Origin of the sequence: Dankookia rubra (assembly GCF_004355005.1) — a bacterium.
GTDB classification, from domain to species: domain Bacteria; phylum Pseudomonadota; class Alphaproteobacteria; order Acetobacterales; family Acetobacteraceae; genus Paracraurococcus; species Paracraurococcus ruber_A.
The window spans coordinates 1-6,844 of record NZ_SMSJ01000167.1 but is presented as its reverse complement, the minus strand read 5'-3'; the positions used below and the strand labels follow the sequence as shown (position 1 = coordinate 6,844).

At 64.0% G+C, this 6,844-nt stretch carries 7 protein-coding genes and 3 pseudogenes; 6 read left to right on the top strand and 4 right to left on the bottom strand.

Annotated features, from left to right (window positions below; translation table 11 throughout):
- Both E2C06_RS34860 and E2C06_RS34855 read left to right on the top strand, forming a co-directional pair.
- Nucleotides 1-121: pseudogene (locus tag E2C06_RS34860) on the top strand (IS630 family transposase); the annotation flags it as partial.
- Between the two features lie 30 nt (nucleotides 122-151).
- A pseudogene (locus E2C06_RS34855) lies at nucleotides 152-517 on the top strand (transposase); the annotation flags it as partial.
- 131 nt (nucleotides 518-648) lie between these two features.
- On the opposite strand, the pseudogene E2C06_RS34850 reads toward E2C06_RS34855, so the two are convergent.
- Both E2C06_RS34850 and E2C06_RS34845 read right to left on the bottom strand, forming a co-directional pair.
- Nucleotides 649-895 (bottom strand): annotated as a pseudogene (locus E2C06_RS34850) (transposase); the annotation flags it as partial.
- Nucleotides 896-932: 37 nt separating this feature from the next.
- Complete coding sequence (locus E2C06_RS34845; protein ID WP_165982880.1) at nucleotides 933-1,349, bottom strand: Bug family tripartite tricarboxylate transporter substrate binding protein; 417 nt, start codon at nucleotides 1,347-1,349, stop codon at nucleotides 933-935.
- 754 nt (nucleotides 1,350-2,103) lie between these two features.
- On the opposite strand from E2C06_RS34845, the gene E2C06_RS34840 reads away from it, so the two are divergent.
- Nucleotides 2,104-3,135 carry an IS110 family RNA-guided transposase gene (locus tag E2C06_RS34840; RefSeq protein WP_133293137.1) on the top strand — a complete coding sequence of 344 codons (1,032 nt, stop codon included), beginning with the start codon at nucleotides 2,104-2,106 and terminating at the stop codon, nucleotides 3,133-3,135.
- 480 nt (nucleotides 3,136-3,615) lie between these two features.
- On the opposite strand, the gene E2C06_RS34835 is transcribed toward E2C06_RS34840, so the two are convergent.
- Complete coding sequence (locus E2C06_RS34835; protein ID WP_133293136.1) at nucleotides 3,616-3,825, bottom strand: hypothetical protein; 210 nt, start codon at nucleotides 3,823-3,825, stop codon at nucleotides 3,616-3,618.
- 397 nt (nucleotides 3,826-4,222) lie between these two features.
- Here E2C06_RS34835 and E2C06_RS34830 point away from each other — a divergent pair, with 397 nt between their 5' ends.
- Nucleotides 4,223-4,708, top strand: a complete 486-nt coding sequence (locus tag E2C06_RS34830; RefSeq protein ID WP_133293135.1) for a GNAT family N-acetyltransferase — start codon at nucleotides 4,223-4,225, stop codon at nucleotides 4,706-4,708.
- 46 nt (nucleotides 4,709-4,754) lie between these two features.
- Nucleotides 4,755-5,576 carry a class I SAM-dependent methyltransferase gene (locus E2C06_RS34825; RefSeq protein ID WP_165982879.1) on the top strand — a complete coding sequence of 274 codons (822 nt, stop codon included), beginning with the start codon at nucleotides 4,755-4,757 and terminating at the stop codon, nucleotides 5,574-5,576.
- A gap of 173 nt (nucleotides 5,577-5,749) precedes the next feature.
- On the opposite strand, the gene E2C06_RS34820 is transcribed toward E2C06_RS34825, so the two are convergent.
- A complete protein-coding gene (locus E2C06_RS34820) occupies nucleotides 5,750-5,968 on the bottom strand; it encodes a hypothetical protein (protein ID WP_133293133.1) in 219 nt (72 codons plus the stop codon).
- Between the two features lie 574 nt (nucleotides 5,969-6,542).
- Between E2C06_RS34820 and E2C06_RS34815 the strand changes: the two genes are divergently transcribed.
- Nucleotides 6,543-6,844: MarR family transcriptional regulator (locus tag E2C06_RS34815; RefSeq protein ID WP_370451525.1), on the top strand; the 302-nt coding region annotated here is incomplete at its 3' end.

The following is a 6,844-nucleotide window of genomic DNA, read 5'->3' as shown; positions in this document are numbered from 1 at the left end:
CGAGCAGGCCATCGCCCGCTACATCCGCGAGCATAACGCCACGTCGAGTCCATTCGTCTGGACCAAACCCGCCGACCACATCCTCGCCAAGCTCGCGCGGCTGCCTGCACCTTCCGAATGAGTCACTGCACTAGCGGTCCATCGCGGCGGCGTCCCGGTGACCTGCGTCGTCACCGCCGCCAATGTTAACGACACCCAGGTCTTCGAGCGGCTGTTTTTGGCCGTCTTCGCGGTTATGGCCCGCATCCGCACCGTCTTCGCCGACAATGATTACGACGCCGAGCACCACCGCGACCTCTGCCGCGAGTTCGGCATTGAGTCCCGTATCCACAAGCGCGGCCAGCCGCACGGCTCCGAGCTCGGCAAGCATCGCTGGCCGGTCGAGCGCAGCAACGCCTGGCTGCTGGAGAACAAGTGCCTCGCCCTCCGCTATGACCGGCTCGGCTTCTTCATGCAGTTGCTGCTTCAAGCCGCATGCATATTCCTGGTTGCGCCCAAGCTCGCCTGCGAATTCTGAAAACCGCCTCTTAGCGCCCCTCCTGCGCTGCCTTCACCGTCTAGCCGTCGCTGTCGTCGGGCTAGCCTCGCCTACCGTGACATAAAGCGCGTGGTGGATGTGCTCGATGATTCCTTCTCTTTCCAAGCGCGAGAAGTAGTCCCGAACCGTGCTCTTTGGCGGCAGGTCCTTCGGCAGCACGCTCCAATAGCAGCCGGTCGAAAGCATGTACAAGACCGCGTTCAGCACCTCGCGCATGTCCACTTTGCGCGGCCTGCCGCCATGCTTCGCTGGCCGGATCATCGGCGCCACCAGTGCCCACTCGGCATCCGTCAGGTCAGAGGGGTAGCGTAGGCCGCGCCGGTCTACCGCACGCCGATTCTCCACCGCCCATGTCATCCGTTTGCTCACGCTATTCGTCCGCAAGACCAGCGAATCACATCCGAATCAAGTAGTTCAATTTCTTCTCGGACGGGCTCTGAGGATCAGTCGAGACCAGCACCACTGGTGCGAAGTTGTCGACCTTATTGAGTAGGTTGGAGGTAATCACAGGGCTGATGGTGAGCGTGGTGCCGGCCGCCATCAGCAAGGTATGCCCATTTGGACGGGCGCGGGCGACGTATTCGGCGGCAATGAAGGTGTTACCGCCGACCCGGTTCTCCAGCAGCACCGGCTGACCGAGCGTGGCCCACATGCCCTCCGTCAGCACGTGGGTGACGGTGTCGGCGCTGCCGCCAAGCGGAAAAGCCACAACGAGGGTGCTCGGACGCGTCGCTCCGCCCTGCGCGAGAGCGGGGCTGGCGAGCACGGAAACCGCGATCGCTAGCAACGCGCGTTGACTGAGGCGAGCCATGCCACTCCTCCGGTTTTCTCGGCAGTTGTGTTCAGAATATAGCATTTCCGCAGACCTGCCGAGAATCGTAATAAAAAGTTGCTTCCTTCCCGACGGAGACAGCTCTGCCGTGCGGCGGATAAAGCCGGGTCCGTGGCATCGTAGTATCATAGACGATGTGGATTGCCCCTCAGGCTACTTGCACCCACAATATTAAGGCGGCCCTCATTGTCTTGACTACGCAGCCTAACGGAACTGCGGGTGCTGAAAGATGGAGCGGATCCGCTGCGGCCGCTTGGCGAGGCTACGCATATGGCTGATCGCCGCACGTTTCAGTTGCTGCGCGCCGGCGCCTTAGTGACTGTTTGAGAATTAGCGGTGGGCGACGCGGTGCACCGCATCTGGACAGACGGCACCGAGTTCTGGTGGACGCATGAGGAGGCCAAGATGGCCTGACCGCCGCGCCACCATCCAGGCTCCGCTCCGGCGGAGAGGCTGTCTCTGCCGGGACGGCGGGTGATGGCGACCGCGCAGAGCCCGTTGGCCGGTCTGGCTACCCCGCCGGATCAGGCCGTCGCAAACATCGCGGCGCTCCACCCCTGACCCCCATCATGGGGCGGATCACACCGACCCCGGAGAGAACCATGACCCCGGCAGCGGTCAGCCTCGAACTCAGCGCTTGACCTGGAAGCCCCGATTAGATGAGGTGGGCGCCCCTTTCGGCGGTGCCGTCGTGCCAAGGTTGGCTCGTGAGGCGCAGCAAAAGGAGGCAGCCATGTCGAATGCCCGCTCGATCGGATTGGATTTGGCGAAGCATGTATTCCAGGCTCATGGCGCTGGCGAGGCCGGTGAGGTGGCCTTCCGCAAGCGGCTGCGGCGTGACAAGGTGCTGGAGTTCTTTGCATCCCAACCGCGTTGCCTGGTTGCCATGGAAGCATGCGATGGCGCTCATCACTGGGCCCGCGAGATCGGCAAGCTGGGACACGAAGTCCGGCTGATCCCGGCCTCGTACGTGAAGCCATTTGTAAAGCGTCAGAAGAACGACATGGCCGACGCGGAAGCGATCTGCGAGGCAGCTCAACGACCAACGATGCGCTTCGTCACGGTAAGGAGCGAGGAGCAGCAGGCCAGCGCCGTCGTGTTCCGAGCCCGCGACATCCTGGTCCGGCAACGCACCCAGCTCATCAACGCCCTGCGCGGGCACTTGGCGGAGTATGGGATGGTGGTCGCCCAAGGACCAAGTCACGTGGCCAGGTTGATCTCGCACGTCGAGGATCCGACCACCAGATTGCCCGATGCAGCCCGTCTGACGCTGGGTATCCTCATCAACGTCCTCAAATCGCTCGATGAGCTTATTCGGCGTCTGGATGTCGAGATTGCCCGTCGTGCCAAAGAGGACGAGGTGGCGCGGCGGCTGACAACTGTCCCCGGGATAGGGCCGGTGACGGCGACGGCCCTTGCAGCTCTGGCACCGGCAGCCGAGACCTTCCGGAAGGGGCGTGACTTCGCGGCATGGATGGGCTTGACGCCGCTGCAGCGGTCGACAGGCGGCAAGCAGAAGCTCGGACGGACCTCCAAAATGGGAGAGCGCACGCTGCGCCGCCTACTGATCATCGGGGCATCGTCGGTGGTGCAGCAAGCCACCAGGCGCGGCGCTCCAGCAGGTACGTGGCTGGCGCAGATGCTCTCGCGCAAACCACGCATGCTCGTGGTCGTCGCCCTCGCTAACAAGATGGCCAGAACGGTCTGGGCCTTGCTGGCGAAGGGCGAGACCTATCGGTCTCCGGCCGTGGCAGCCTCAAGCTGATCACGGTTCGGGGCCGCCGACGCAGGATGGTCGAAAGGATGGTATGGCGCACAGTGACGGGAACGGGATCGGTCAACCAGTTGTTCTCTATGCGCCTTGAGCGCGACGATTAGATTTGGACCCGATCTGCGAACTCCCATACGGGCCCGCGGCACTGAACGGCCGCAGCGAAGGCCGGACAGAAATCAGCACCCACCTGCGCCTGCGCCATCCCGCAGAAAGTCCTTGCGTTCATGGGGGCGCCCACAGAAGAGAACCGGGTCTGAGAGACGCTTGTGAGTGCCAAGGGTGCGCTCGTCTGATTTGCAGCTTTCGTCTCCAGCACGGATCGCCGCCGCCAGCCGATGTTAGATCGAACCAAGCCAAGATATGCACGGCGTGGCGAGGGTTAATCACTGCAGGTGCTTACTAACCCGCGATAAACGCGCTTCTCGGAGGTAATCGGGAGATGCCTACTGCGGGATTGGCAGCTGTCCTGCGTCAGCCACCGAGCTCAAAGCCAGGGATAGTCGGCGCGGTCAAACAGTCACTCAGCACGACGACGCGGCTGGCTCTTTCATCTGACAACGGCTTGCTGCTTCCGGCCACGAGCCATTGTCCCCACTCGACTTGCCACTGAGCCACCTCAACTTCCTGACCGTCAATGCAAATCCAGTAGAAACCGGCTTCACGGTCATCTGGGTCCGGCATCGGTCATCTCCGCAATCAGCACCGCGGTCCCGCCTGCGGTGCGGCTTGGCTGGTGCGGACCCCCAACGCATGACCTTGTGCGCGGCTTCATCTGGCGGCAGGGTGGCTGGAGGCGCTGGGCTAAGCCGTTGATGGGCTCACAGTCTGGCTGCTGGTCGCCTTGGGCTTCGGGGTAATGAACGGGATCAGGGCGCAGCTCCTGGCTGAGCGCGCCTGGGTGCTGCAAGCGACGCTTGCGGCCGGCACCGCGACGCTCGGGCTGAACCTGGTGACCACAGCCGCTCACTTGCCATTCGGCGCGCGAATCTGCTCGTCACTGTGGTCGGATGGCGCGGCGCCTGGCGGTTATCCCGTCGAAAGGCCTGCCCGCCGCGAACCGTCTGGGAGATGAACAACAATGTCGACCGACGTCACGCCTTCTGCGGTTATTCGCCCCGCGGGTTCCGCCGATGCCGGCTGCATCGCCGCCCTGGTTCAGGAGGCATACACACCCTGGATCGCGGTCATCGGCCGGCGACCCAGGCCTATGGACGACGACTACGAAGCGCGATGCGCAAAAGCACAGGCGTGGCTGCTCGAGCTGGACGGCGAGCCAGTAGGTGCGGTGATCATCGAGGATATGAACGGCTACCTGTTTTTGCACAACATCGCAGTTGCTCCGCGCATGCAGCACCGTGGCTTCGGCCGGCGGCTGATGCATTTCGTTGAGGAGGAAGCCCGTCGCCGGAGCTTTCGCGAGGTGAAGCTGACCACGACGGTGGTAATGCAGAAGAACATCGATCTCTACGAGCGGCTAGGATATGCCATTACGGGCCGCGAGCCGACCGCGACAGTGGACCGTGTGTGGATGACCAAGCGCGTGGACGAGGCCGGCAAGGCTTAGACCCGATCAAAGCCGGCCATCGCGCCGGGCCATGGAAGGACATGACATGGCATTCGATGCACGGGCCTTCACGGCGTTCGAGCGAGCGGCGCACGACCGTATCGCTGTGCCCTACGCCGAGCACTTCGCCCCGCTGACCAGCCTGGCACTCGGGCCTCTGCTCGATACTGCGCGGGTCGCGGCCGGCATGCGGGCGTTGGACGTCGCCACCGGTCCGGGTGTGGCCGCTGCAGCCGCACGCGCCCGTGGGGCGGCCGTCACAGGCGTGGATGTCTCGCCGGGCATGATCGCCCTGGCACGCAAGGCGCATCCTGCCATCGTGTTTCAGGAGGCTGACATCGTCGCGCTGCCGTTCCCTGACGGCATCTTTGACGCGGTCGTGGGCAACTTTGCCCTCGGCCACTTCCCGGAGCCCGAGGCGGCGCTGGCCGAGTGCATGCGCGTGCTGGCGCCAGGCAGCGCGCTCGCTTTCAGCTGGTGGGACCAGCCCGCGCGGCAGCGCGTGCAGGGGCTGTTCCGCGAGACGATTGCTGAGTTGGGGCTGCCGCCGCACCCGGACGTGCCGCAGGGCCACGATACGCTCCGCTTTTCCAACCCGAAGGCCTTTGCCGAGTTGCTGCGCGGGGCGGGGCTCAGCGGGGTGGCGGTCACGGAGCACCGCACAGTCCAAGCCATGCCAGACATCGAGGCGCTGTGGCGGGCAGGCATGGGTGGCATGGCGGTGACAGCCAGCGCGATCGCAGTTCAGAATGCGGCCACTCAGGCGCGGGCACGCGAGGTTCTCGCGCGGCGAGCTGAGGCCCACCGCGGCCCAATGGGGTTCGAGATTCCGATCGCCTACTTTATCGGCTCGGGCCAGAGGCCCTGATATGAGGCTGGCAGGACTTTACGCTCACGCCGACGCTTTGTTGCAGCTCACACTTTTCAAGGTTAGCTAGGACCACGTCCTGCAGGTTCCTGGTCGTGCCCCTGGGCGTGGTGTAGGAGGCCGCTGCCGTAACGGTGGCGGTCATCGTGATGCTCTTGGGTGGGCTGGGCTAATCAGGATGGTGGCGATGCTGGCGGAAGTAACTTGAGCACCCGCCACATCATCCACACGCCGAGGCCGGCGAACAGCACGCCCGTATCCATCAGCCAGGGATGCCAAGCTATGGCACTGAGCAGGGCTATAGCCAGCCCACCCCACAGCAAGATGCGGGCGATGTCGATGTGATCAGCCAGCCCGGCTGCTCGCGCCTCGTGCATCAAGTCGCTCTGCATGATTTTCCCCATCGGTGATAGGAGAACGTCTGGTCGGTAATTTTGTTGCGGCTTTGGCTGCTATATGCGGAAGGGCCCGCGGTGCGGGAGCGCGAAGGGCCGCGCCCGGAGACGCGGGCCGGGCTGACCGAGTAGGAAGGTGGGGAGCGGGGGAGGCAGCCTGAGTTCTGCCGTTAGGAGGACGTGAGACCCCTAACCCGCCCCGCAACACAAGCATGCCGCAACCGTATCAACCTGGGATAATCACCGCAGGGGGAGGGGCGATCACCGCCGGCGGCGCATAACCCGCGATGAGCCCTGCTCCTCGGCACTATCCTAACACGCGTTCTTTGCACTTCTCGCGTGTTAGGCGAGGCTTGCCACAATCGCAGTCGGAAGCCGCCACGTGGTTAGCCTCACGTAGGCTTCTTGTGCTCCCGGTCCATGACCTCGGGCGCGATGGTGTCACGACCATGGCCGCGCACCTGTCCCGGAGCTGCACATCGCGGTCGGAACAAAAGCCTCTTCATCGCATTCTTGATGCAGAGGAGAACAGACCATGACAGCGACAATAAGCGACGACGCGCTTACGCAGATGCTTCGCAAGACGATCCTGGCCTTGGTCAGGCGCGACGAAGCCGATCTTACTAGCCGCCAGTTTGGCGTATTCCTCACCGTCTACCTGACCGATGGCCCGCATACGGTGCGCGGCTTGGCGACGGAGCTCAACGTCTCGAAGCCCGCCATCACCCGCGCCCTAGATCGGCTGGGCGAACTGAGCCTCGCCCGGCGCAAGGTGGACCCGATGGATCGCCGCAGCGTGCTTGTGCAGCAGACCCAAGCAGGAGATGCGTTTCTGGCAGACCTGCGCCACGTCATGGCGGCGGCAGACACGGA